This window comes from Bradyrhizobium sp. 155, assembly GCF_023101105.1.
GTDB lineage: Bacteria > Pseudomonadota > Alphaproteobacteria > Rhizobiales > Xanthobacteraceae > Bradyrhizobium > Bradyrhizobium canariense_D.
The window spans coordinates 4,163,033-4,184,489 of record NZ_CP064704.1 but is presented as its reverse complement, the minus strand read 5'-3'; the positions used below and the strand labels follow the sequence as shown (position 1 = coordinate 4,184,489).

Sequence of the window (21,457 nt, the reverse complement as noted above, 5' to 3'; positions counted from 1 at the left end):
CCCCCGCGTTCAACGCTCCCCGCGGTCAGCGCCCTGCGGCGAAGTGCGATTCTGTGTCTGCGGCTGGGAGCGCTCGCCCGTCTCCTTGCAGGGGAGCGGCTCCCACGAGCCATCCGGCGCCTGCTGATAAGCGCTACACGACGAAGACGAGGTCGATTTGTCCTCGCCCTTCTGGGCATTGGAATTCTTCGCCAGCACGGGCGCAGTCAGCATCGGTGCGACGGCAAACGCGACCGCGAGAAGGACATGGTTGATCCGCATGGGGCTCCCCTGTTCGAGTTCGAAAAGAGCCGCATGCTGGCGAGAAATGTGACGATTATTGGCCGAACCAAAAATTCCGGCGCGGTGTGCTTAACGCCGCACGATCACGCTAGCCGCCCTTGCTGCGGATCAGGCCGGCGAGGTTGGTCTTCTGGGCCTCGCACCAGCCGGGCATGCCGAGGCGGCGTTGGTTGAGGTCGGTCGCCTGGGTGGCCACCGCGACCTCGGCCATCAGATCGTCGTCCTGCTTCTCACCCATCTTGCCGCCCGTGTGCATCCAGGCGATCGCCTTGCGGACCTTCTCGGTGGTTCCTTCGGGCAGCTGCATCTGCTCCGCCTTCTGCACCAGATCCTGGTAGACGATATCGGTGCCCGGACATTCGACCTTGGCGGCGAAGGCCTGCAAGACCAACGTGACATAGGTCGAACGTGGATGGTCGGCCGCTTGGGCCGGCGCGGCCAGCAGCAACAGGGCCGTCATCAGAAAACCAGCGCGCATCCTTGGTACCTCCCCGAATTTTCGGGAAGGCTAGCGGCTGCCGCGCCGCTCCGCAATGGGGATGGCGTGCGCCCGCGAAGCCGGCCGGCGAGCTAGCGCCGCCAGGCCGGCACCGGATCCAGCGGCGTGCGATAGACCTCTTTGTGATCGCGGTCGGTGACGCGCACAGCGCAACCCTTGCTTTGCAGCTCGGGCTTCACCTGCGACAGCTCGGTAGCCAGTTGAACGGCGCGATCGGAGGCGACCTCGATGTCTTCGAGGATGATACCGCCCTGGTTCTTGAACTCTTCACCAACCACGAGATCGAAGGAATAGTAGGGCATCCGAATTCCCCGGTGTGACGAATTGAGCTTCGGGTGGACGTTTCAACACATGACCGATGGTACCACTGAGTCGATGTTTATCGAATGAACGGCGCGCGCAATCTCTATGCTTATGGCGCAGAAATGATGTGCAGCATTCAAGCGTGTTAAGATTTTATTAAATATGTCGGCGTGATCATGAGGCATGGAATTGCAGCAGAACCGGGCTCCGGGAACCGGCAGCTGCAAGAGAAGGCCGCCGGCATAGATCCCGACGGCCTTTTCTCTTGATGGAAAACGATCGAAGCTCGCTTCCCGTAGTCATCCGGATTCAACGCATCACATCGACTCGGGCAGCATCGCTGGCGCGACGCTTCGTGTCGTCGCGTGACGATCGTTCAGCGCAGCGGCATAGGCGGGCGCACGACAGGTCCATCGTCGTCGGCAACGGCTTGCGTCGTCATGGCAGCGGGCGGTGGGGCTGCGGCAGCCTGCGAGGCCGGCGGCGGCGGAGCGAGCGGCGCCGGCGAATAAGCCGGCATGTAGGTGTGCGACACGACCGGCTTCGGTTTGCGAACCGGCGGCGCCGCGGGCCGCGGCGGTAGCGCGGACATTTGCGCGCGCGGATCGACGCGCGGCTTCGCATCGGCCACCGGCTTCGGCGCGGGCGGCTTCGCCATCTCGCGTGCCATCTGCTCCTGCCCGGCCTTCAACTCGGCGATGTTGGTCTTGAGCTGCTCGATCTGTTGCGCCATCGCGGTGAGATCGCGCGTCATCGACTGCACCGATTGTACAGGATCGGGTTGTGTTGCCGGGGGCACTGCTGCTGCAAGCTGGGTTGCAGGCGGAGCCGCAGATTGATCGGCCGCTTGATCCGTTGTGGCTTGATCCGTTGCGGCCTGGTCCGCAGGCGGCGCAGCCTGTGCGGCGGCGAGCGGTGCGGTCTGCGAGGTCGAAGGCAGCAGCGACGCCAATGCCGGGGTCCATTCGGCGAGCATCTGTCTTGCGGTGTCGCCATGTTTCTCCCAGGCGACAGTAGCGGCCGCGCTTCCGCCCGCAAACAGCATCGTGACGAACGCGCCGCGCAGCCATTTGCCAGCGGAGGAGCGCTTCTGCCGGCTGAGACCATCACCGGCCGCAACGCGCACGGCGGTGTCGACCGAGGGCGCTGCCGTCTGCGGCTCCGCGACGGGACTGAACTTCGGCTCCGGATTCATTCTGGACTTCAGCGTGAACGCCGGATCTATTTTGGGTTCGGGACGGGCCGTGATCTCAGGCGCGAGCGCGGGCGCAACGCTGAGAGGGCGCGAGGCCAGCAAAATGTCAGGCGAAATCTGCACCGCGTCGTGCGGGTCGTTGTTCGTGACCGTGTCCTTCACGATCTCATCGACGATTTGCCGAGAGTTCAGCGTCGCGAGCATCGCAGCTCCTTTGAAGCCTGGGTGTTTTGAAGCCCCAGGTGTTGAGTATTGAGGTATCGGTCGTTCGCATTGGCGCGAGCAGATCCGTTGAGGTGGGCCCATCCAAATCCCCAAATCCGATGAGGCCCAAGCACCATGACCCACGAGTCCAGCCGGGTTTGACCAAAGCAAGGCGAGGGGATGGAGACTGTGCGACGCTCTTGCGCCGTTTGTGGTGATGGAACCCGCCTCAGACAACACGCGTAATTGTTCCACAATGCCTTGTTTTCAGCACGATTTTGGCAGCATCTGGTGTTGCTGGGGGCGCTGCTATCGCTATTGGGGCCGGCGGTGCCAAGATCCTTATTCGTTCTACTCGTCCTTGCCATGCTTCCGTTGGGCGGCTGCATGCAGACGACGCTTTCGCCATCGACGGACGCGAGCATGACGACCCGCGACCGGCAGTTGCTGGCGCATACGCCTTACGCGCAAGCAAACGTGCCCGAGCAATATCTCCGTCATATCGTCGATTATCCGCGCAAGGAGCAGCCGGGCACGATCCTGGTCGATACCGATGCGCGCTATCTCTATTTCGTGCTGCCCGAAGGCAAGGCGATCCGCTACGGCGTCGCGGTCGGCGAGGAGGCCATGGCGTTCTCCGGAGTCGCGCGGGTCGGTCGTCTAGCGGAATGGCCGGATTGGGTTCCGACGGCGGACATCCAGGCGCGGCTCGGGCCCTATCCGGCGCGGGTGCCCGGAGGCCCCGCCAATCCGCTGGGCGCGCGGGGCATCTATCTCTATGCCGGCAACAAGGACACGCTCTACCGCATCCACGGCACCAACCAGCCGGAATATATCGGGCAGGCGATCTCGTCCGGATGCATCCGGATGCGCAACGAGGACGTGATCGATCTCTATGACCGGGTGAAGCTCAACTCAATGGTCGTGGTGCTGCCGCCCGGACAGAACGCGCAAGTCGAGGCGCGGCCCAGCTGGCGCGGGTGAGGTCGCCCTAGTTCTCGGGACGGGCGACGCGCCATTGCAGCGTCGTGGCATTGCCATTGGCCTCGCCCGGCGCCTTGTCGGCCGGCGAGGTGTAGAGCGGACGATAGCGATAGGCCCACATCTTGCTGCCGTCGTTACGGTTGATCACGGTGAAGTCGCCGACCGCTTTGGCATCGGCCGTTGCGGGCAGCGGCACCCAGCTCTCGACGCATTTGCCGTTGCAGTTCGACGTCTTGCCGGTGGTATCGCGCTCGTAATAGTAGAGCGTCATGCCGTTGAGGTCCACGAGCGTGGGGCCCTGCTTGGTCAGGATGACTTTCGCCGGTGACGTCGCGGGCTTCGGCGGCGGAGGGGCATCGCCGCCGCCATGGCCATTCGCGAGCGCCGGAGCGGTCGAGAGCGCGATCGCCGCCGCCGCAATGAGGAACCTGAACATCCGAAACTCCAGACCGGCAAAGTTAATCGCGCGTTAAACGCCGAATGCCGTCGACCGTAACAGCCGAAGGTTAGTTCCTGGTTTCGCGATACTGCGACAATGAGGGGTAGAATTACGGGGCTTTCTGTCTTGGCACGTTTTCTTGACGCGAAGCGGTATCCACCTCGCTCGAAAACGCTCTATGCCTGCACTCCGCGCAGCGGGGCGCGGCTGAGCTCGTTGCCGGCGGCGATGGCCTTGTGCAGAAGGCGCATCAGATCCTCACTTTCTTTCGCGCTGAGGCCGCGCAGCATGATGCGTTGCGCGGATTCCACGGCCGGCGTGATCTTGCGCAGCGTGCGGCGGCCTTCGTCGGTGATCTCGAGCTCGCGGGCACGGCGGTCGCGGCGCGAGGCGCGGCGCTCCGCGAGCCCCTTCTGCACGAGCCGGTCGACCACGCCGGTGATGGTGGTGCGGTCGTAGGCGATCAATCCTGCGAGCGTCACCTGGTCGAGCCCCGGATTGGCCTTGATGGTCGCGAGCGCGGCGTATTGCACCGGCGTGAGGTCGAAGCCGGCATCCCCGACCTCGGCCAGAAACACCGCGACCGCGATTTGCTGGAACCGGCGCGCCAGATGTCCGGGCATGTCGTTGTTGTCTTTCACCGAATTTCTCCGTTGGGGCAGAACGGCCGGGGTCGTTGACAAGTATACTGATAGTCAGCATACTGAGCAATATCCAAACAGAACATCGGCGGGAGAGGTGCTCATGCAATTCCATCTCAATGGATTTCAGCCGGGCGACCCCGAAATCGCCGATCCCGCCGCGCGCATTCAGCCTTCTGGCGCAACGGGGGGCGTGCCCGAAGAGGTCGATGTCCTCATCGTCGGCTGTGGCCCTGCGGGCCTGACGCTTGCGGCCCAGCTTGCGCAGTTTGCCGACATCAAGACCTGCATCGTCGAGCAGAAGCCGGGCCGCTTGCTGGTCGGGCAGGCCGACGGCATCGCATGCCGCACCATGGAGATGTTCCACGCCTTCGGATTCAGCGAGCGCGTCCTGAAGGAAGCCTGTTGGGTGAACGAGACGACATTCTGGAAGCCGGACGAGCGGGTGCCGGAACATATCGTCCGCAGCGGCCGGGTGCAGGACGTCGAGGACGGTTTGTCGGAATTCCCGCACGTTATTCTCAACCAGGCGCGCATCCATGACGGCTTTCTCGACGTCATGCGCAAGGCGCCGGGCAGGCTCGAGCCCCATTACAGTCGGCGCCTGCTCGACCTTCAGGTCGATCCGGCCGCGGGTCCCGCCGACCATGCCGTGACAGCGCGGCTCGAACGGGTCGATGCCGAGAACGAGGGCAAGGTCGAGACCATCAAGGCGCGCTATGTCGTCGGCTGCGACGGCGCCCGCAGCACGGTGCGCAAATCGATCGGTCGCGAGTTGCTCGGCGATTCCGCCAATCATGCCTGGGGCGTGATGGACGTGCTGGCGGTGACCGATTTTCCCGACATCCGCTTCAAGGCTCTGATTCAGTCGGCGAAGGACGGTAGCCTGCTGATCATTCCGCGCGAGGGCGGCTACATGGTCCGCCTCTATGTCGAGCTCGCCAAGCTCGACATCGGCGAGCGCGTCGCCAATCGCAATATCACCGCCGACGACGTGATCGCGAAAGCGCAGCGGATCCTCAAGCCGCATACGCTCGATGTGAAGGAGATCGCGTGGTGGTCGGTCTACGAGATCGGCCAGCGCCTGACCGACAAGTTCGACGACGTGCCGGAGACCGAGACGGCTACGCGTCTGCCGCGGATATTCATCGCCGGCGATGCCTGCCACACCCACAGCCCGAAGGCGGGGCAGGGCATGAACGTCTCGATGCAGGACGCTTTCAATCTCGGCTGGAAGCTCGCTGCCGTTTTGCGGAAGCAGTCTGCGCCGAGCCTGCTGCATTCCTATTCGGCCGAGCGCCAGGCGGTTGCCAAAGAGCTGATCGATTTCGACCGGGAATGGGCGGGGATTCTTGCGTCCGCCGCCAAGGCCGGCGGCGCCGACGCCGCCAGGACGCAGGACTATTTCGTGAGGCACGGTCGCTACACCGCGGGCACGGCGACGCATTACCGCCCGTCGGTTCTGACGGGAGCGACGTCCCACCAGCATCTCGCGCAAGGCCTCGTCATCGGCACGCGATTTCATTCCGCACCGGTGATCCGGCTTGCGGATGCCAAGCCGGTGCATCTCGGTCACGCTGCGCAGGCGGATGGCCGCTTCCGCATCTACGCTTTCTCCGGCGCTGAGGATCCCGCAGCAACCGGATCGGCCGTTCGCGCCTTGTGCAATTTTCTCTCCGATGCGCGGGAGTCGCCGGTCCGGCGTTACACCCCCGCGGTCGCCGACATCGATAGCGTGATCGACCTGCGGGCGGTCTTCCAGCAGGATCATCGCGAGCTCGCTCTCGAGGCGATGCCTGCGCTGCTGCTGCCGCGCAAGGGCCGCTACGGCCTGATCGACTACGAGAAGATGTTCTGTCCGGACCTCAAGAATGGTCAGGACGTTTTCACCATGCGCGGCATTGACCGCAAGGCGGGCTGCATGGTCGTGGTGCGGCCGGATCAGTATGTCGCGACCGTGCTGCCGCTCGATGATTTTGCTGCGCTTGCTGCGTACTTCGACGGCTTCATGCTGCAAGTGAACTGACGGGCCGGCGGCGCACACGTAGGCTCTCTCTGCGCGCGGTGTCGATGAACGGCGAATGAATATTGAACCGCGCGCGGCATCCGTCTCGATCTTTTGGCGGATGAGACCTTCGTACGCGGAACGCCCGTTCCGCTGGCGCGTTCCGACTCGAAAGAGGAGGACTACGCCATGAAATTCCGAAGCGTGTTGTTAGCCGCATTGCTGCTCGCCCCGACGGCCGCGCTGGCCGCACCGGGCATGGTCACCGTCTCGACCGGCCTGCGCGCCGGGCCGGGTTCGGGCTTTCCCCTGGTCGATCGCATCCCCGAGGGCGCCCGCGTCGATATCCATGGTTGCCTGCGCGGCAACGCCTGGTGCGACGTGAGCTTCTCGGATGACCGTGGCTGGGTGTCGTCGCAATACCTCGAATATCTCTACCGCAATCACTACGTCTATCTCCCCGACTATGTCGACGAGATCGACGTGCCAATCGTCCCCTTCGTGCTGACCTCGTACTGGTCGAGCTATTATCAGGGGCGGCCCTGGTATCGGCGGCATGCCCACTGGAATAGCTACTGGACTTCGCATCAGCGCGACGCGATGCGGATGACGATCGATCCGCGCGCGGCTCGCATCGGCCGCGCGGCAACGCGCGATGCGGCGGTCGCACTCGGGCGCAACGGTGCGAATGTCAAGGAAAGTGTCAAGGGCGCGGCCGCGGTCTCCGGTCGCGATGCCATAACTTCACGGCGCGACGCCGCGATGGCGAGGCACGAGACTGCGGTGACGGCGGACCGGAGCCGTGCGGGACGAAGCGACCGCATCGCGCATGAGCGGACCAATCTCCAGGGCCGCAATCCGCGCGATGCACAAGCGCGCATCATGCACGAGCAGGCCGCACACCGCGCGGCTGTGCGTGCGCAGCCGATGGCGCGCCCGCATGAGGTGCCGCGTGTATCAGCGGCGCCGGCGAGCCGGCCCGCGATGCCGCATGTGGCCCAACCCAACTTGAGCCACGGCTCGCCGATGAACGCTCATGCCCAAATGCCTGCGCCGCGCGCGGCTGCGCCTGCGATGCCTCACGGCGGTGGCGGCGGCGCACCTCACATCAACGCCGCGCCGCACGGCGGCGGTGCCCCGGCCGGCGGTCCCGGTGGCGGGCACCAAAAGCACTAAAGTTGCCAACGAAAGCCCGGCCCTCGCGCCGGGCTTTCTGTTTGGGCCGGAACGGGTTCCCTGCCCATACAATTTAAGAAGCTTCTTCGCGGGCAGATTTCATCGATCGTAATATGTCTACTCAAAGCTGTAAGCATTCCACTCGGGGCAGCGGGGCACGGGAGGATGACGACGATGAGACAGAACCAGGCGGAGACGCGCCGCCACAATGTCGCCAAGCGGTCGATGACCAAGGAAGCCAAGCAGCTGTCCGGCCTGATTGCCGGATTGCGCCAATCTCTCGAGGTGATTCAAAAGGAGCGATCGAGCACCAAACTCTCCGGCGCCGAGATGGGCCTTCTCGACGAACGCCGCAACAATTTGTTGCTGACCATCGCAGCTCTCGACGACCGCCTCTCGGCGGTGCAGGGGCTGATCGATCTTGGCCGTCCCCATATCATTCGCGTCCACTGATCGGAGCGCTGACCTGATGCTATCGGCTTCGTCGCGGCGGCGACGGAACCGGGCTCAGCTGTCTGCTCCGCGTGGCATAGGATTGGCGTAGCACTGGGCGGACTGCCCGGAGGCGGTCGCGGCGCACTGCGCGATCGTCGCAAAACTGCAATCGATGCTGCGGCCGTCGATCGTGTAGATCTCGATGCAGACGGGATGGCGCGGAGCGTAGGTCTGGGCGGCTGTCGGCGGCACGCCGAGCAGGCCCGCACCAAACAAGCCCGCGACAAGCAGAATCGCATTGATGAAGCGGCGCACGATCGATCTCCTTCGCTCAGCCGGAACAAAGCACAATGCTGCCGCGGATGGCACCAAATTGCCACGCTCCCGGCGAATTGCCGCCAAAGCCCGCTGCCACGACGAGAGCAGGTGCAGGGGCAACGCAAGGGGATGCGCATTGGCCTACAAGATGGTCGCAGAACGCGACAACGAGAAGTGCAGTTTTGCCCGCGAGAGCCGTTTGCTCATCGTGGCGAAGGCGAAGGTTTGGGCGAGCGAGGGGTGGAAGGTCGTCATCACCGACCAGGACGGCAAGGCCTACGCGCCGCCCGACTTCGATCAGCTATTGGCGGCCTGACCGCAAGACCGGGCAGGACGACATTGATCTCGTACTTTCGACCGGGGCGCGATCTGATCGCGCCCCTGATGACTCTTCCAACGATGACTCTTGCAGCCGCGGCCGTTCTGACGGCGACATTTGCCGCCGCGCAAAATCTCGATGCCGGCAAGTCGCCGCAAAAGCTCTTCGCCGATGGTTGCACGACGTGCCATCGCAGCCCCCGCGGCCTTGCCAAAGGGCGCTTCAACCTGACGCTGTCCTGGTTCCTGAAAGACCATTACGCAACCAGTTCGGATACAGCCAAGGCACTTGCCGCCTATCTGGAATCGGTCGATGCGGCGCCGCCGCGAGTTGCGGCCAAGCCTGGCGCGAAGCGATCCAGGCCGCATCCTCCCAAGCCGTCGCAAAGCCAATAGCGTGAGCCGGCTGCGAGACGGCGTCGCGAAGCTGAAGGCCTTGCCGGCATCAATGCACCGTGGCCGCCGAGAACAGGTTGATGACCACCACTCCGGACACGATCAGCGCGATGCCGACGAAGGCGGCAGCGACATTGCCGGGTCCAACTATCACGCGTCAGTGACGAACCTGCGACACGGCGGAGCGCAGCACGAAACCGCCGCGCGATGGTTCGCGCGGCGGCTCATTGGTGTCGCGCCGATTCGACGTGGCGTTAGTTGATCCGCACGGAGAGTTCGACGTCCTCGGCAAAGGCCGTGGACATGTAGCCGCTTCCGGGGCTGCGCATGCGCGCCAGATAGTCGGGGCTGTCGTCGGCGTTGTCGGCGACGATGATCGCGCCCGGCCGGAGATGGCCTTCGACCAGATCCAGGATATCGGGGTAGAGCGCCTTGGCGCCGTCGAGCAGCACGAGATCGATCGTGTCGGGCAGGTCGACTTGAAGCATCTTCAGCGCGTCGCCTTCGCGGATTTCGACGAGGTCCAGCAGCCCGCCGGCCGCGAGGTTCTCGCGCGCCCGGGCCACCTTGGACGGTTCGAATTCGCTGGTGATGAGGCGGCCGCCGCCATTGTCGCGTAAGCCCGCGGCAAGGTGCAGGGTCGAGATGCCGAACGAGGTGCCGAACTCGACGATCGCTTTGGCGCGGGAGCTGCGTGCGAGCATGTAAAGCAGTTGACCGGTCTCGCGGGAGACCGCGAGCGGTGCGTCCTTCAGCCGCCCGTAGAGGTCGCGGTAAGCGGTCTTGCTCCGCATCATCCGTGCGCGGTCGGCGTCGGTCACATCGGCGAAGGCGGCTCGCATCGCGCCGCGCGCCGCTTCGTCCTGGTCGAACAGACGATCGAGCAGTGGCGCAAGTGATGTGATGGTCGGGTGGTCATGTGTAGTCTCCAGATGTCGCCGTGCTGCGAGTGCTTGCGTGAGAATTGAAATACGACTAATTCGTCGCATTCGCTATTCGCGTTGCCCGAGGGTGCCATGGCAGATCGCCGAAGCCATTCAGTTTCCTCACGAAAACAGCCACAGCAGGCCCGCTCGAACGAGCTGGTGGCGGCCATTCTGGACGCGGCTGTTCAGGTCTTGGCCAAGGAGGGGGCGCAGCGTTTCACGACGGCGCGAGTGGCCGAGCGGGCCGGGGTGAGCGTCGGGTCGCTCTATCAATATTTTCCGAACAAGGCGTCGATCCTGTTCCGCCTCCAGAGCGACGAGTGGCGGCGCACGAGCGAGCTCCTGACATCCTGGCGGACCGGGCGAAACCGCCACTGGTACGGCTGCGCGCGCTCGTCCACGCCTTCATTCGTTCCGAGTGCGAGGAGGCTGCGATCCGCACGGCGCTCAGCGACGCCGCGCCGCTCTATCGCGATGCGCCCGAAGCACACGACGCGCGGGCCGCCGGTAAGGGCATCGTCGCGGCCTTCATGCGGGAGGCCCTGCCCAGGGCGCCGGATGCGACGCGGGCGCTTGCCGGCGAGTTGATCAAGACGACGCTGAGCGAGGTTGGCAAGCAGTTCTCGGAGACACCGCGCAACGAGGCGGAGATCGCGCGTCACGCCGACGCAATGGCCGACATGTTCTGCGCCTATATCGATGAGCTGGCACGACTCCGGGATCATTCCTGACATCCGCGTTTGCGGGCCAATACCCCTTCTGACTTGACTGGATCATGAGTTAGCCTCGGTTTGTCCTTCAGCCAGTCAACGAGCGCCCCGCCATGCATGTCCTCCGCCCCCAATTCCGCATCGAGGAGCAGCAAGCGCTGGAATTCGCAAGCCAGCGCGGCTTCGGCACGATCGTCGCGGCGGATGAGCGCGGTCCACGCGCCTCGCATGTGCCCTTCGTGCTGGAGCAGCGCGACGGGCACACGATCGTGCAAATCCATTTCACCGCCAGGAATCCGCTCGTCCCGCTCGCGGATGGTGCGGGGCGCTTTCTGCTGATCGTTGCCGGCGACGACGCCTACATCTCCAATGACTGGTATTCTTCGCGCGACAACGTCTCGACCTGGCTTTACGAGGCCGTGCACCTGTCGGGCGTAGCGCATCTGCGCGGGCTCGACGAGAACCGCAGGCACGGCGATGCACTACTCGCGGTCTCGGAAGCGCGCTTGCCAAAAAAACCTTGGGACCTCGCACAGATGGAGCCCGGCAAGCGCGAGAGCATGCTGGCTGCGATCCGCGTCGTCGATCTCGTGGTGGATACCGTCGAGGGGCAGGCCAAGCTCAATCAGCACAAGAGCGATGTGGACCACGTCGCGGTCGCCGGCCGGCTTGCGCGGTCGGAGGAGAGCGGGCATCGGCGGCTGGCGCGGAAGATGCAAGCGCTGCGGCCGGGACTTGGATATGAGTTTTCGTGATCCGGGCGACCCTTCTCTCGCTAGACAATTACTCCTACGGACCTCCCTCATGCTCGTCATCTCCATTCAAAGCCAGGTGGTCCACGGCCATGTCGGCAACAGCGCCGCCGCCTATGCGATGCAGGCGGAAGGGGTGAATGTCGCGGCCGTGCCGACAACGCTGCTGTCGAACCATCCGCGCTATCCGACCTTGCGCGGGCGGGTGCTGGAGACAGAGCTCGTTTCAGATCTGCTGAGAGGCGTCGAAGAGCGCGATCTCGTCGACGAGGCTGCGGTCCTCGTTACCGGCTATCTCGGTTCGCCCAGCAATGCCGCTGTCATTGCCGATTTCGTCGAGCGGGCGCTGACCCGCAATTCGAAGCTGGTCTATCTCTGCGACCCCGTGATCGGCGATGACGGCCGGGTTTATGTCGCCGACGGCATCCTGGACGTGGTCCGGCACCGGCTGCTGCCCGCCGCCAATCTGACCACGCCGAACCAGTTCGAGCTCGGGCTGCTCGCAGGCCTCGACATCGCGGATGCGCAGGGCCTGCGCGCGGCGTGCGCGGCGCTGGCCGGGACTGGGCGCATCGACGTGGTCGCCACCGGTTGCACGCTCACTGATACGGCGGAAGGGCAGGTGGAAACGATTCTGTGCGCCGGCGGTCAGTTGTCGCGCTTTGCGACGCCGCGCCTTCCGATCCGCCCCTCAGGCACCGGCGATCTTCTCACCGGCCTGATCGCGGCGCATCTGGCCAAGGGCACAGCGACCGAGGCGGCGGTGCGGCTCGCAGTCGAAACCATCTATGCGGTGCTGGTGCGCACGCAGGAAGCAGGCACCGCGGAGATGCGGCTTGTGCCGTTGCCGACGCCGCGACGATAAGCCGTCAAACTCAGGTCGCGCGCTTCGTGGCTGATTGCGCTGATTTCTGCGGCTTCGCGGGGACCTTCTGCTCGCGCGTCGCCTGTGCCTTCGCCTTCGGCGGCTTTGCGCTTGCCACGGCCCGCGCTTTTCTCGGCTTGACGTTGGCTTCCTTGCGGTCCGACGTGCCTCGGCGCGAGACGTATTCCGTACCATCGACCGGGCCGACATGCGGGGGATCGCGGCCGAGATAGGGGCGGCCGATGCCGAGCGCCTTGCCATTGGCGTCGACCCACTTCCACAGCACCTCGGTCGAGACCCAGCGCTGCGCGCGGTTGTCGCCCTTGGTGCTGACGATGTCGGCCGCCATGCCGTGCCCGTAGCCGCCGCGCGTGCTGCCGCCGTGATAGGAACGGTCGGAGGCGGCCTTCAGGCCACTCGCGATCGACTGGCGATAGTCGTCGCGGAACGCGCTGGTGATGCCCGGCGAAAGCCCGGCAGCCTCAGCCGCGAGCAGTGTGCGAAACAGCTTTTTCTTGAAACTCTTGTCCATGCCGCCGATGACGTAGTCCATCATCGACATGCCGGCGCGGTCGGCCGCCTTCGGATCCTTCCAGCCAAAGTCCTCGTCAACCAGCTTCGTGAAGCTGCGCATCACTGTGACCATCTTGCCCTTGCGCTTGACGGTGACGGCCCGGCGATCTGTGACCTTGATCGAGTCTTCCTTGGCCGTGCGCTGGTAGAGCGCCCAGAGATAGCGGTCGATGCAGGCTTCCATCACGTAGCATTCGTCGAGTACCGCGGTCGTGTCCGCAGACGGCGAGGCCTTGCTCGCCACGGGCGCGGGGCCGGTCGCGATTGTCGCGGGCGACAGCGCCTCCGTCGTCACGATCTCAGTGGGATCGGCGGATGCGAGCTTTATCACGGGCTCCGACGCCGGAGCCGGAGCAACCTCACTGGCGACTGGTGTCGGGTCAGGCGAAATCTGCGGCGCGAGCGGCGCTTCGGTCGGCAAGATCAGCACTGGGTCCGCCGAGGCGAGCCTGATAGCCGGAGCTGGCGCCTCGGGCGCTGCCGCTTCAGCATTGACCAATTCTGGTGTCGCAGCGACAGCGGCCGCGATATCGGAGGTCAGGGCGACGCCGTCCTCGATGGCCGCAGCGTGCGGGATGTCGGCGAGGTCAAGTCGGCTGAGATCCTTCGCGCGCGAGACGGCGGAAGCATTGGCGCCGCTGTTCTCGATGAGGGCCGGGGCATAGGCGGACAGAGAGAGCGCCAGCCAGCCGGCGAGAACCGCCGAGGGGCAGGAGACCGCCACCAGAAGAGACCGCCGATCATTCATGATCCCTGCCTCCAAACGGTTCTGTTGAACCTCGTCTTCTCCGAACAGTCTGACCAGACAGTCTTGGCCAAACAGTCTTGCACGAAAAGGCACGCCGCGCGTCGATTGTTCGGAGGACGGTGTGGCGACGCAAGGGCGCAGTTCGGCGAAAGCGGGCTTTTCGAGCAGGTGTTGCGCGGCGGCAACGCGGGTTCCATCACGGTTCCACGCGCGCTTGCTCGCCAGCGTTGTACGAAATTCGATAAAGGCGAATATTGGCACGGACGCCGTGACGGTGTTTCGCAGGCACGTTGGGCAACCTTGTCACGGCCAGTGCGTTAGGCGCGCATGACGCATTCCTCGCTTCGTCCGATGGACGCCTTCGATCCCACCGAGCCCGCCATCCTGCACGACCAGTTCTCCGATACGATCATCACCTGGACCGCTGAGCAGGCCGACGATTTCAGGCGTTCCAGCCAGCCGGGCCAGGACGGAACCGTGATCTGGAAGGCCTACGTTTTCGACGGCTGGGGCCACGTGCTCGGCGGCTGACCGCCGCTCATTAGTGTCATTTCGCGCCGGGGCGGTGATTTTGCCAAGACATTGCGCGCATTAAACATATTGCCATGCACCCGGCGCGTTGTTGCGTTGCAGCAGCGCATGTCGCAATGCAGCAAAATGCGCTTAAATGTGCTCCGAATCTTCCACTGAAGGAGCATCACCCATGAACAAGAAGACTCTGTCGATCGCCGCCGCCATCCTGACGATCGCGGGCAGCACCGCGGCTTTCGCCGCCGAACTGCCGACTTATGAGGCGAACGGCTTTCCGGTCTCCCCGATGCAGGTGCGCGTGCTCGGTGCCGCGCATGTCGAGCAGCAGGCCTCGGCGCCCACTACTGTCGCTTCGGTCCACCAGGCCCGCGTTCTGTCGCCGCGCCAGGTGAAGACGGCTGACGTCACGACGGGCAGCGCCCGCTGATCTGGGGACGCCACAAGCCAACGTCAAGCCAATGTGATGCAGGCTCGCTTTCTCCGAGTCTGCCCGGACCGCGTTCCCTTTCGGGAGCGCGGTCTTTTTTTGGCGCAGCGAGTCATGATCACGTGCCGGTTGTGTACGGCCGTTCAAAGCGAGTGTGATCTCTTTGATAGTTGCTTTCTGAATCGCGGCGCTTGATGCGGGCGCCGCATATTGAGCAGCCAAGAATCATTTTCATAATGGAGTAGTCATGCCCGTTGCACAGAAAGCCGTTGTTGCAAGCGTCTCGCCCCGCGCGTTCATTCTCAAGCATCTCGCCTTGTTCGCAGCCGCCGCGCTGTTCGTGTTCGTGCTCAGCCTGACGTATGGGCTCGATCTCAGCACGGGATTTTTTTGAGCGAAGGCGCGCTGGCGTCTCTCGCTTGCGTGCCAGCCTTGCAGGCACATGGGTTGAGCGACGGCCTCTGTCGGCGTACCGCTTTGTCCCATGGATCAGCGGACGAGCGGCGCCGACGCTCTCATTCGGAAGAACGATCAGGCGCCGGCGCTTGTCGGCGTGCTCTGCGGGCTTGCGGCGGCGCTGTTCTGGGCGCTCGGCTTTGCCGGCACGCGGCACGGCCTCAAGCTCGGCTTCACGCCGGTCGATCTGCTCGTGCATCGCTATGTCTGGTCCGGCATCGCGTTCCTGCCGCTGGTGATACGCGGCGGAATCTCCGATCTCTGCGGCATCGGCTGGGGCAGGGGCCTTGCGCTGATGGTGCTCGGCGGCCCGGTGATGTCGCTGATCTCCTACACTGGCTTTCTGTTCGTGCCGCTCGGCCATGGCAGCGTGATCCAGCCCTCCTGCGCGACGCTTGGCGGCCTGCTGCTCGCGGCCTTGTTCCTGAAAGAGCATGTCTCCTGGTCGCGCATCGCCGGCGCTGTCGTCATCGTCGGCGGGCTCGGCGTGATCGGCGCGGAATCTATCGGTCATATCGGCGTTGACGGCGTGCTCGGCGATCTGACCTTCGTGCTGACCGGGTTGATGTTCGCGGGTTTCGGCGCGCTGGTGCGCCACTGGCGGGTCTCCGCCGTGTCGGCTGCGCTCGTCATCAACGTGCTGTCGCTGCTGTTGCTGCCGATCTACCTCATGACCGGCGGACTCGCGCGGATCGCGGCGATCGGTGTCGGTGAGAACGCCATCCAGGCGCTGGCACAGGGCGTGCTTGCAGGCCCGGCTGCGCTTTATCTGTTCGCCGTCTCGGTCCAACGCCTCGGCGTCGCCCGCGCCGCCGTTGTCCCCGCCTGCGTGCCCGCGCTGACGGTGCTCACCGGTTGGCTCCTGCTCGGCGAGCCGCCGACACTATTGCAGACGGCGGGATTGGTGACGGTGCTGTGCGGATTCTATCTGGCGCAGAGACAGCGATAGATCGCAGCCTCCAGACGGCGCTTACCATTCGATGGTGGTAAACTTGACGCCGCGGCAGGTCAGCTCCCGCCCCAGCCGTTCGGCGCGCTCGCTGGCGGATTTGCCCTGGCGAGTCCGGGGCCTCGGCTACGCCTTCCTCACGAACTCCGATTTCAGGTTCATCGCGCCGATGCCGTCGATCTTGCAGGCGATGTTGTGGCCGTCGGTAGCGTCCTGCAGGCGGATGTTGCGGACCTTGGTGCCACCCTTGACCACGGAGGAGGAGCCCTTGACCTTGAGATCCTTCATCACGATGACGCTGTCGCCGTCGGCGAGCGCATTGCCGTTGGCATCGCGCACGCCGGCCTCTTGCGCGGCGTCCGCGACGGCCTCTGCCGTGCCGCTCCATTCATGGCCGCATTCCGGGCAGACCCAGAGGCCGCGATCCTGATAGGCGTGCTCGGAGTTGCAGGTCGGGCATTTCATCGCGTCGGTCATTATTCGCCTCGTCGCCCGTCACGGGCGCGCCGCACGCTGTCCGTCGGATAAAGATGGATTGGGAGCAAATCCTTTACCATGGCTTTCAGTCCTGGTCGAACCCTTGGAAATTTAGGAGTTCAGGAAAAACTCTGCGGTATCGAGGTCCGGAATTTGCGGCTGCGACGTCGCCGCGCAAGGAGCGTCCCGTCATGAGCGAGCACCGCGCCGCCGTCAGACATCACATTTTGCGGACCGGCATTGTCGAATTCGACAACGGCACCGGCAAGGTCATCAGCGCGCCCTGCACGATCCGCGATGTCTCCGGCACCGGCGCGCGCCTCGGCCTCAACGCCTCGCTCTGGGTCGCCGAGCAGTTCACGCTGGTCTTCAGCAGCGGACTGCGAAAGGACTGCCGGGTCGCCTGGCGCAAGGGGAGGCTGATCGGCAGCGCGTTCGCGGACGGCTATGCCAGCGCGGACGAGCAGGCCGTGATGATGACCGCGGACGAGCAGTCCCGGCACCGGCTCGGGATCGGTGCGCGCGTGAGAAGCGCGCGCGAGAGGCGCGGCTACACGCAAACGCAGCTCGCAGAGCTGATCGGCGCCACGCCGGTCTTCGTGTCGCTGGCCGAGCAGGGTGAGGCGGACATTCCGCTCTACCAGCTCATGCACATCGCCGATCTCCTGATGGTCGGCCTCGACGGGCTCGTCGCGGGGCCGGCGCCTGAGGATGTCGACGCAGCGTAGGTGGCGAGCCGTCAAAACAAAAACGTCCAAAACAACCCCATGCACAGTAGAAATCTCGAGGGATTTCAGTGTGTTGGAAATCCGAAAACGTTGGTATTGGGCCTACGCGCCCCGCATCGACTTCGGCGATACCGAATCGAATTTGACTCGTCGGGCAAAACAGGGGCAGTATGGCATGATGGCGCCGCAGGAAGCTGGTGGCTTGCCAGCTGCGGAGCGACATGCCGAAAAAAGCAAAACCAAAAAGAAAACTCAAGACCTACCAGACCTCGCTCGGCTTCTACGACCAGGCGATCGCCGCGCCCTCGATGAAGGCGGCGTTGGACGCCTGGGGCGCCAGGTCCAATCTGTTCCATCAGGGCGCCGCGAAGGAGACCGACGACCCCGACATCGTCGCGGCAACGATGGAGAAGCCGGGCGTGGTGCTCCGGCGCCCGGTCGGATCGGACGGCCCGTTCACCGAGCATTCCGAGTTGCCAACCGATCTCGCTGACGACGAGGCCGGGCCGAACCGCAAAGCCAAGCCCAAAGCGAAGTCCAAGCCGAGAAAGCTTCCGGCGGAGGCTGCAAAGCAACCATCCCGCAAGATCGACGATCAACAGGTGCGCAAGGCCGCCGCGGCATTCGAGAAGGAAGAGCGGCGGCGGGAAGCCGAGCGCCGCAAGGAGGAGGCCGCTAGCGCCAAGGAGCGCGCGCGCCGCGACAAGGCGGTCGCGAGCGCGCAGGCGGCGCTGGACGAAGCGAGGCGGGAGCACGAATCGCGGACGGAGGCAATCGAAGCTGAGCGCGCGGCGCTCGAGGAGCGTGCCGAGACGGAGCAGAGCCGGTGGGACAAGCAGAGGATGAAGCTGACGGAGGCGGTGCGGCGCGCGCGGGAGTAAGGGCCACGGTCGACAGTCTGGATTGCTTCGCTCCGCTCGCAATGACGGCGGGGCGCGGCATCGGTCATTCCGGCAAAGCTTGATCGCAAATTCGCTTGCCTTGCTTTGCGTCCTTTTGCACTCTGGCGGGAAGGAGACCAACGCATGAAGATCATGACTGTCGCGTGTGCGCTCGGAACCGCCCTGGTGCTGTGCAATCTCGGGATATCGGATGCCGAAGCCCGGGCGCGGAAGGCGCGAGTGGTGGATGAACAACGGCTGAGGGTGGATGTCCCCGTGCTCCGGCCGACGCCTTGGGATTACAATATCGTTCCACGCTATCGTTATCGCCCGGAAGACGACCGGGTCGATCCCTACGGCCCCCCCTTGGTATCGTCATATGTCCGCTACGAGGGATGGCGCTGGCCGTACTGGTGGTGAAGGCCACCGACGGACGCGGAATTGATTGGCTCCTGTAGCCCGGATGAGCGAAGCGATATCCGGGACGTTGCCGCAGCATTCCCGGATGTCGCTTCGCTCATCCGGGCTACGCTCCTTTGCTAGTCGCCGTCCTCCGCGGCGAGCCGCACAAACTGCCGCTTCATCGCGTTGACCCTGGCGACATAGCTCGCGACGAGGTGATCGCCGCAGCGTTCGTCGGCGGCCATTTGAAACTTGCGGCGTGCGAAGGCCGTTGCGGGGCCTGCGCCGCAGAGATGGATGAAGGCGGCGAGATCCTGCCTCTCGCGTGCACTCGCCTTCACATCGCCCGCGCGGGCGAGAACATCGGCGAGATTGCGGTCGAGATACACCGATGCCAGCTCGATGGCGTGGCTCGGAATCGCGCGGCTATAGAGGAAGGTCGAGCCGCAGCCGGCCTCCGTGACCGCGTTGCCACGAACGCAGAACCGCGCGGCGTCAGCATAGGCTGCGTCCAGCATCTGGAAGAGGCCGACGGCGCTCGATGCGGGCCGATAGATCGCGAGCGGATTGAAGCTCCATCGCCAGCGCCAGTAGGTGCGCGCGAGCGGATTGCCCGATGTCTCGACCTGCGCCAGCGCGGCCAGCAATTCCGGCGTGATCGTCGCGGTGGAATGCTTGCGGAACAGCGGCCCGTATTGCCGCCACGTGTCCGATGGCTCCTTGTCGAGCGCATGGCCGACTAGGACGAACAGCTCGGTCGGCTTGCGCACCGTTTGATAGGCGATGTTCACGAGGACGAGGACCGCAAGCAGCATCGCCGCGCCGCCCGCGATCCGAACCATCCGCGGTGCGCGCGCGAAGGTCTTTCGCATCGATCGTGCGCTACGCCGGAGCTTGCGAAGGCGAGGGAGGGGGCGCTTGCTTTGTCCTGGCATCGGTCTTCTGGGAGTGCATTGCGGAGGCTTTGTACCTGGTTAACGCTGTCACCAGGCCTTGAAATCCGGCTTCTTTTTCCTCTGGTCGCCTGTTTTCAAGTCGCCGCTCCGTACTCCCACGGCAGCTCGAATCCTTGATGGAAATAACCCGAGGTTGTACTGTGCGCCGCAGCAGGGTTAATTTTGTGTGAATGGATCGGCTGGAATGACCGTAATCGAAAGCGTGGTGCCGGCGGAAGCTGCGGAGCGGAAAATGCCGCCGGGCGTACTGGTCGAAGGTCCCGTGGTCGACGCCAAGTTTCGCGATTCCTACATCTCCTTCGTCATCATGATCGGTGGGTCGATCGCGGCGCTGGTCTGGGCCTTCTGGCAAGGCATCGGCTGGGTGGAGGTTTCGGTCTTCGCCGGCACGTTCGCGCTGTCCACGGTCGGCATCGGCTTCATGCACCGCTACTTCGTGCACCGCAGCTTCCGCTGCGGTCCGGTGATGCGGACGCTGTTCGCGGCCATCGCCACCATGGCGGTGCAGGGCTCGATCCTGAAATGGGTGAGCAATCATCGCCGGCATCATCTTCACTCCGACAAGCCCGGCGACGTCCACAGCCCTTACTATGACGGCGACGGCAACCCCTATGTCACCTTCGCTAAGGGGATGATGCATGCGCAAGGCGGCTGGGTGTGGGACCAGGCCACCACGGATGCCGAATACTACGCCAAGGATATCCTGGCCGATCCGATCGCCATGTTCTTCACCAGGACGCGCTGGTACTGGTACGCGCTCTCGGCAGTGATTATTCCGGGCGCGATCGGCTACGCGTTTGGCGGCGTGCACACGATGACCGGCTGCATCCTGTTCTCCGGCCTGTTCCGCAGTTACCTCATGACCATGGCGACATCACTGGTCAACTCGGTCTGCCACAGCGACGGCCGCTATGGCTACCGCCGCTTCGATCTCGACGACGGCACCACCAACGAGTTCGTGACCACGATCCTCACTTTCGGTGAAGGCCTGCACAACAACCATCACCGGTTTCCGCGCGACGCCTACATTTCGCACGCCTGGTACGAGATCGACATCAACGGCCTGATCATTTTGGGACTCGGCAAGCTCGGGTTGGTGCAGGACATTTTCTCTGCCGGAAGCCGGACGCTTCGCTCGGGAGATCCGGACGGCGGAAAACGTCCAGTGGCAGATACCGAAGCGATGGTCTGAAGCATACGGGCTCGGTGTTCCACTACGCCAAGGGATTCGGCCACACCAATCTGGTTGTGTGGTGAGGCGGTTGGCTCACTGGCGCGGGCGCTTTGATGACCCACGGGGCACAAAGTTAGGCCGATGAACTATCTGGATCTCATGGACGACCGACGGCCACCGGCGCCCTCCAACGCCATCCGTGCGCTGGAGCAACACATCGGTGCGCCGTTGCCCGCGCCCTACAAGGAGCTACTGGCGCAATCGGACGGCGGCGGCTTCGACCGCTGCGGCGTCGAGCTGCCTTGGCGCAACGACCGCACCGTTTTGGACGTGCTGTTCACGACGCATCCGACCGACAGCTACGGCGTCATCGACAATTACGATGTGTATCGGGGCATGAATCGAATTCCCCGACTGAGCTGCCCCTTCGCTCCCGATCCCGGCGGCGACCTGTTCCTGCTGAGTCTGGAGGAGGACAGTTATGGCCAGGTCTTCTACTGGGATCACGAGCATGAACCGGTGGACGGTGGCGACATGTTCGCCGATTTCCCGAACACAAACGAACTCGCGCCCGATCTTGAAACCTTCATTCTCGGCTTGGGAGAGGGGTGAATGGATATGCAGCCGTTCGGGCGGATTGAGCCCTTGCGAAACCCATCATGATCGCGTGGGGCCGAACGACAAAAGGGCGGCCATAAGCCGCCCTT

At 64.3% G+C, this 21,457-nt stretch carries 28 protein-coding genes and 1 pseudogene; 18 read left to right on the top strand and 11 right to left on the bottom strand.

The genetic code is table 11. The features are described from left to right. Positions 1-9: 9 nt before the first annotated feature. The 4 genes from IVA93_RS20470 to IVA93_RS20455 all read right to left on the bottom strand — a co-directional run bounded on the left by IVA93_RS20470 (position 10) and on the right by IVA93_RS20455 (position 2,483). Positions 10-261, bottom strand: coding sequence for a hypothetical protein (locus IVA93_RS20470; RefSeq protein WP_018454543.1), 252 nt, complete (start codon positions 259-261; stop codon positions 10-12). A 109-nt stretch (positions 262-370) separates the two neighbouring features. Continuing rightward, positions 371-760, bottom strand: coding sequence for a hypothetical protein (locus IVA93_RS20465; protein WP_204511042.1), 390 nt, complete (start codon positions 758-760; stop codon positions 371-373). A 92-nt stretch (positions 761-852) separates the two neighbouring features. Beyond that, on the bottom strand, positions 853-1,083 hold the full coding sequence (locus tag IVA93_RS20460) for a DUF6894 family protein (RefSeq protein ID WP_007591727.1): 231 nt from the start codon (positions 1,081-1,083) through the stop codon (positions 853-855). Positions 1,084-1,460: 377 nt separating this feature from the next. Beyond that, positions 1,461-2,483: a hypothetical protein gene (locus tag IVA93_RS20455; RefSeq protein ID WP_085353563.1), complete on the bottom strand. Its 1,023-nt coding sequence runs from the start codon at positions 2,481-2,483 to the stop codon at positions 1,461-1,463. Between the two features lie 366 nt (positions 2,484-2,849). Here IVA93_RS20455 and IVA93_RS20450 point away from each other — a divergent pair, with 366 nt between their 5' ends. Beyond that, positions 2,850-3,467 (top strand): L,D-transpeptidase, encoded by a 618-nt coding sequence (locus IVA93_RS20450; protein ID WP_018454540.1) that lies wholly within the window; start codon positions 2,850-2,852, stop codon positions 3,465-3,467. A gap of 7 nt (positions 3,468-3,474) precedes the next feature. On the opposite strand, the gene IVA93_RS20445 is transcribed toward IVA93_RS20450, so the two are convergent. Both IVA93_RS20445 and IVA93_RS20440 read right to left on the bottom strand, forming a co-directional pair. Next, entirely contained in the window at positions 3,475-3,903 is a 429-nt protein-coding gene (locus IVA93_RS20445) for a COG4315 family predicted lipoprotein (RefSeq protein ID WP_018454539.1), read from the bottom strand. Positions 3,904-4,082: 179 nt separating this feature from the next. Continuing rightward, positions 4,083-4,547, bottom strand: coding sequence for a MarR family winged helix-turn-helix transcriptional regulator (locus tag IVA93_RS20440; RefSeq protein ID WP_085353562.1), 465 nt, complete (start codon positions 4,545-4,547; stop codon positions 4,083-4,085). A gap of 103 nt (positions 4,548-4,650) precedes the next feature. Here IVA93_RS20440 and IVA93_RS20435 point away from each other — a divergent pair, with 103 nt between their 5' ends. The 3 genes from IVA93_RS20435 to IVA93_RS20425 all read left to right on the top strand — a co-directional run bounded on the left by IVA93_RS20435 (position 4,651) and on the right by IVA93_RS20425 (position 8,181). Next, positions 4,651-6,573 carry an FAD-binding monooxygenase gene (locus IVA93_RS20435; protein ID WP_085384030.1) on the top strand — a complete coding sequence of 641 codons (1,923 nt, stop codon included), beginning with the start codon at positions 4,651-4,653 and terminating at the stop codon, positions 6,571-6,573. A 168-nt stretch (positions 6,574-6,741) separates the two neighbouring features. After that, positions 6,742-7,728 (top strand): SH3 domain-containing protein, encoded by a 987-nt coding sequence (locus IVA93_RS20430; protein ID WP_085353596.1) that lies wholly within the window; start codon positions 6,742-6,744, stop codon positions 7,726-7,728. Positions 7,729-7,902: 174 nt separating this feature from the next. Then, a complete protein-coding gene (locus IVA93_RS20425) occupies positions 7,903-8,181 on the top strand; it encodes a hypothetical protein (RefSeq protein WP_026232756.1) in 279 nt (92 codons plus the stop codon). 54 nt (positions 8,182-8,235) lie between these two features. On the opposite strand, the gene IVA93_RS20420 is transcribed toward IVA93_RS20425, so the two are convergent. Then, complete coding sequence (locus IVA93_RS20420; RefSeq protein WP_231188564.1) at positions 8,236-8,478, bottom strand: DUF3551 domain-containing protein; 243 nt, start codon at positions 8,476-8,478, stop codon at positions 8,236-8,238. Between the two features lie 139 nt (positions 8,479-8,617). Here IVA93_RS20420 and IVA93_RS20415 point away from each other — a divergent pair, with 139 nt between their 5' ends. Next, on the top strand, positions 8,618-8,797 hold the full coding sequence (locus IVA93_RS20415) for a hypothetical protein (protein ID WP_026232755.1): 180 nt from the start codon (positions 8,618-8,620) through the stop codon (positions 8,795-8,797). 83 nt (positions 8,798-8,880) lie between these two features. Further along, positions 8,881-9,195, top strand: a complete 315-nt coding sequence (locus tag IVA93_RS20410; RefSeq protein WP_085353560.1) for a hypothetical protein — start codon at positions 8,881-8,883, stop codon at positions 9,193-9,195. Positions 9,196-9,449: 254 nt separating this feature from the next. Here IVA93_RS20410 and IVA93_RS20405 read toward each other — a convergent pair whose 3' ends face one another. After that, the gene (locus tag IVA93_RS20405; RefSeq protein WP_231188563.1) at positions 9,450-10,184 is read right to left on the bottom strand and encodes an O-methyltransferase; all 735 of its coding nucleotides are present in this window, start codon (positions 10,182-10,184) and stop codon (positions 9,450-9,452) included. Between the two features lie 27 nt (positions 10,185-10,211). Between IVA93_RS20405 and IVA93_RS20400 the strand changes: the two are divergent. The 3 genes and pseudogenes from IVA93_RS20400 (at position 10,212) to pdxY (ending at position 12,448) form a co-directional block, all read left to right on the top strand. Continuing rightward, a pseudogene (locus tag IVA93_RS20400) lies at positions 10,212-10,852 on the top strand (TetR/AcrR family transcriptional regulator). 92 nt (positions 10,853-10,944) lie between these two features. Then, positions 10,945-11,586, top strand: a complete 642-nt coding sequence (locus tag IVA93_RS20395; RefSeq protein ID WP_085353559.1) for an FMN-binding negative transcriptional regulator — start codon at positions 10,945-10,947, stop codon at positions 11,584-11,586. 49 nt (positions 11,587-11,635) lie between these two features. Further along, positions 11,636-12,448 (top strand): pyridoxal kinase, encoded by an 813-nt coding sequence (gene pdxY / locus IVA93_RS20390; protein WP_018454527.1) that lies wholly within the window; start codon positions 11,636-11,638, stop codon positions 12,446-12,448. A gap of 10 nt (positions 12,449-12,458) precedes the next feature. On the opposite strand, the gene IVA93_RS20385 is transcribed toward pdxY, so the two are convergent. Continuing rightward, positions 12,459-13,769 carry a M15 family metallopeptidase domain-containing protein gene (locus IVA93_RS20385; RefSeq protein ID WP_247368626.1) on the bottom strand — a complete coding sequence of 437 codons (1,311 nt, stop codon included), beginning with the start codon at positions 13,767-13,769 and terminating at the stop codon, positions 12,459-12,461. A gap of 327 nt (positions 13,770-14,096) precedes the next feature. On the opposite strand from IVA93_RS20385, the gene IVA93_RS20380 reads away from it, so the two are divergent. The 4 genes from IVA93_RS20380 to IVA93_RS20365 all read left to right on the top strand — a co-directional run bounded on the left by IVA93_RS20380 (position 14,097) and on the right by IVA93_RS20365 (position 16,132). Continuing rightward, on the top strand, positions 14,097-14,300 hold the full coding sequence (locus IVA93_RS20380; protein WP_247368624.1) for a hypothetical protein: 204 nt from the start codon (positions 14,097-14,099) through the stop codon (positions 14,298-14,300). 172 nt (positions 14,301-14,472) lie between these two features. Further along, positions 14,473-14,727: a hypothetical protein gene (locus IVA93_RS20375; protein WP_085353555.1), complete on the top strand. Its 255-nt coding sequence runs from the start codon at positions 14,473-14,475 to the stop codon at positions 14,725-14,727. Positions 14,728-14,974: 247 nt separating this feature from the next. Next, the gene (locus IVA93_RS20370) at positions 14,975-15,121 is read left to right on the top strand and encodes a hypothetical protein (protein ID WP_247368622.1); all 147 of its coding nucleotides are present in this window, start codon (positions 14,975-14,977) and stop codon (positions 15,119-15,121) included. 90 nt (positions 15,122-15,211) lie between these two features. Next, the gene (locus IVA93_RS20365; RefSeq protein WP_247368620.1) at positions 15,212-16,132 is read left to right on the top strand and encodes a DMT family transporter; all 921 of its coding nucleotides are present in this window, start codon (positions 15,212-15,214) and stop codon (positions 16,130-16,132) included. A 126-nt stretch (positions 16,133-16,258) separates the two neighbouring features. Here IVA93_RS20365 and IVA93_RS20360 read toward each other — a convergent pair whose 3' ends face one another. Then, entirely contained in the window at positions 16,259-16,609 is a 351-nt protein-coding gene (locus IVA93_RS20360; RefSeq protein ID WP_018454521.1) for a zinc ribbon domain-containing protein YjdM, read from the bottom strand. A gap of 191 nt (positions 16,610-16,800) precedes the next feature. On the opposite strand from IVA93_RS20360, the gene IVA93_RS20355 reads away from it, so the two are divergent. From IVA93_RS20355 to IVA93_RS20345, 3 genes are all read left to right on the top strand, one after another. After that, positions 16,801-17,337, top strand: coding sequence for a helix-turn-helix domain-containing protein (locus IVA93_RS20355; protein ID WP_026232752.1), 537 nt, complete (start codon positions 16,801-16,803; stop codon positions 17,335-17,337). 221 nt (positions 17,338-17,558) lie between these two features. Then, a complete protein-coding gene (locus IVA93_RS20350) occupies positions 17,559-18,218 on the top strand; it encodes a cell envelope biogenesis protein TolA (RefSeq protein WP_247368618.1) in 660 nt (219 codons plus the stop codon). A gap of 144 nt (positions 18,219-18,362) precedes the next feature. Continuing rightward, positions 18,363-18,638: a hypothetical protein gene (locus IVA93_RS20345; RefSeq protein ID WP_027517656.1), complete on the top strand. Its 276-nt coding sequence runs from the start codon at positions 18,363-18,365 to the stop codon at positions 18,636-18,638. A gap of 119 nt (positions 18,639-18,757) precedes the next feature. On the opposite strand, the gene IVA93_RS20340 is transcribed toward IVA93_RS20345, so the two are convergent. Beyond that, on the bottom strand, positions 18,758-19,555 hold the full coding sequence (locus IVA93_RS20340; RefSeq protein WP_247368616.1) for a transglycosylase SLT domain-containing protein: 798 nt from the start codon (positions 19,553-19,555) through the stop codon (positions 18,758-18,760). A gap of 205 nt (positions 19,556-19,760) precedes the next feature. Between IVA93_RS20340 and IVA93_RS20335 the strand changes: the two genes are divergently transcribed. Further along, positions 19,761-20,768, top strand: coding sequence for an acyl-CoA desaturase (locus tag IVA93_RS20335; RefSeq protein ID WP_018454517.1), 1,008 nt, complete (start codon positions 19,761-19,763; stop codon positions 20,766-20,768). 123 nt (positions 20,769-20,891) lie between these two features. After that, positions 20,892-21,362, top strand: coding sequence for an SMI1/KNR4 family protein (locus IVA93_RS20330; protein ID WP_018454516.1), 471 nt, complete (start codon positions 20,892-20,894; stop codon positions 21,360-21,362). Positions 21,363-21,457: the final 95 nt, after the last annotated feature.